This window comes from Paenibacillus sp. AR247, assembly GCF_002968895.1.
Taxonomy (GTDB): Bacteria; Bacillota; Bacilli; order Paenibacillales; family Paenibacillaceae; genus Paenibacillus_AQ; species Paenibacillus_AQ favisporus.
On sequence record NZ_PCZT01000079.1, the window covers coordinates 1 to 2235 of the forward strand.

Genomic DNA, 2235 nt, shown 5'->3' on the forward strand with positions numbered 1-2235 from the left:
CTTCTCCCCGCTCATGCCGAACCTGGATCGTACGTCCAAGGACCGGAAGTTCCCCGATTTCCGCCCAAGCAAGCGAATCATCCAGCTGCGGCAGGGTGGAAATCTCGTCGGCTCCGTCAGCAGCGATTCCCATCAAGCCCGTCGCAACGGCACCTACGACGCAGAAGGAAACCTCCGGGTATTCCCGGCGCTCGAGCGCAGGATTCACCAATTCCTTCAGTTCACGGAATGCTTGCCGGGCAAGGCCGTACCGGTAATAAATATCCGGAAGGTAGGTTTTACCTTCCACATTCGGAGCGCCGTTTGTGTCCAAATCGTGCAGCGCTTTTTGAAGCTGATCGGAGCGGGTGACAGCCCCATAGTACAGCGGGAGAAAATTGCCTTCTGCACAGTACGGATCGGCGAAGGAGCGGTCCTGCAGCATCATGCCGTAAAAGCGCTGCTGGTTCTCGTTCCACCATGTGCTCCCATACATCCGCTCAAGCGAGTGTGCTTTCGCCGCGTACGTTTCGGAAGCCTGCGGGTTCCCCGTCAGCCCCGACATGCGTGCGGCGGCCCGGTTGGCGGCAATTTGCACGCCGACCATATCGCCGCCCGCCAAAGGATGCTGCCCGGCTTCATTATACGTCGCCAGTCCCCGGCGCCCGTATTCGGGATAATACTCTAAAATGCCGTCCCCGTCTCGGTCCCACTTGTCTATGTACTCCGTCAGGGTTAAATCATAAAAACGGCGAAGCACCGCATCTTCGAGATAATCCCGGTCGCCCGTCCACAAAAACTGCCGCCAGGCGGTTTCGATCAGGTCGAAGTTGGCGGGAAGGTTATACCAAAAATCCTGATCGTTATCATAATCGACCTCAGCTGGAAGATTATCTTTCGTTATTTCCCAAAAAGTGCACCAATCCCGCGATTCTGCGATATTCTCCGCAAAACGTCTGATCATGTTTTTCGTATGGGGACTGAGCCCCAAAACGGCAGCACCAGCGCTGTGGTGCATCACGTCCCGCACGCAGAACGCTTCCCTTTCCGGAAGGGCTGCCTCATACCACAGTCCCACCTTATCCTCGCCAAAATGGGCATACGACAATGCCTGAAGCTTTGCCCAAGTAAACCCTTCATTCAACGCGTCGTCGTCCGACCTGAACGTCACCGCCCCTGCTTTGGTGCGGATATTATGCACGTCATTCATCCTGCTTCACTCCTTCTCCCTAACTCTCTTTTGACCCGGAGAACGTCAGCCCTTCCATGAACGCCTTTTGCGCGCTGAAGAACAAAATAATGCACGGCAGCGTAATCACGATGGCTGCGGCCATCAACAGATTCGTATCCGTGGAATATGTCCCCTGAAAGCCGGCCAGACCCAGCGTAAGCGTCTTCCAACGGTCGCTGTTGATATAGATCAACGGACCCATGAAGTTGTTCCAGGCGCCCATAAACATCATGACCCCGACTCCCGTCAGAGCCGGCTTGGACAGCGGCAAAAAGATCGTCCGCCAAATTTTGAAATAACCGCAGCCGTCAATGACTGCCGCTTCCTCTAAACCCACAGGTAACCGCGAATAAAACTGGCGGAACAAAAAGATGTAGAACGGTGAGCCGAAGAACGCCGGCACGATAAGCGGATACAAGGTATCCAGCATACCGAGCTTTTTAAATAAAATGAACTGCGGAATCATCGTAACTTCACCAGGCAGCAGCATGGTTGATAATACAAGCAGGAACAGAAATCCGCTTCCTTTAACCCTTAAACGGGCAAAAGCATAACCGACCAAAGAACAGGAAAACACGGTACCAATGATAGGAAGAACGGTGGTGATCAGCGTATTGACCAAATAGCGGCCAAAGGGGAACGCCGTCAACGCTTTCGCGTAATTTTCCCAGCGCCAGTGCTGCGGCCAAATGTTCATGCCGGAAACCGCGATTTCCTCCAGATTGCGGAGCGAAGCGGAAATCATCCACAAAAACGGATACAGGAACGCCGCTGCGCCCGCCAACAGCACCAGGTAACCCAGCCACCGGACTCCGGGGGATTTACGCTTCTTTTTTACGGACACGGCGCTTCCTCCCTCCCACTTCATTTTCGTAATACACCCATAATGCGCTGCTGCGGAACACCAGCAAGGTGAACAGCAAAATGATCACGAACAGCACCCAGGCCAACGCAGAGCCGTAACCCATCTTGAACCACATAAACGCGTTTTGATACAAGTAATACGCATAGAACAGCAGCGAATT

General features: G+C 53.8%; 2 protein-coding genes and 1 pseudogene. All 3 read right to left on the bottom strand.

All coding sequences use genetic code 11. The features are described from left to right. A partial coding sequence (locus tag CPT76_RS36075; protein WP_105446282.1) for an MGH1-like glycoside hydrolase domain-containing protein occupies positions 1 to 1189 on the bottom strand: 1189 nt, incomplete at its 3' end. Between the two features lie 19 nt (positions 1190 to 1208). After that, positions 1209 to 2054, bottom strand: coding sequence for a carbohydrate ABC transporter permease (locus CPT76_RS36080; protein ID WP_258169124.1), 846 nt, complete (start codon positions 2052 to 2054; stop codon positions 1209 to 1211). Beyond that, a pseudogene (locus tag CPT76_RS36085) lies at positions 2032 to 2235 on the bottom strand (sugar ABC transporter permease); the annotation flags it as partial. The pseudogene CPT76_RS36085 and the gene CPT76_RS36080, both read right to left, overlap by 23 nt.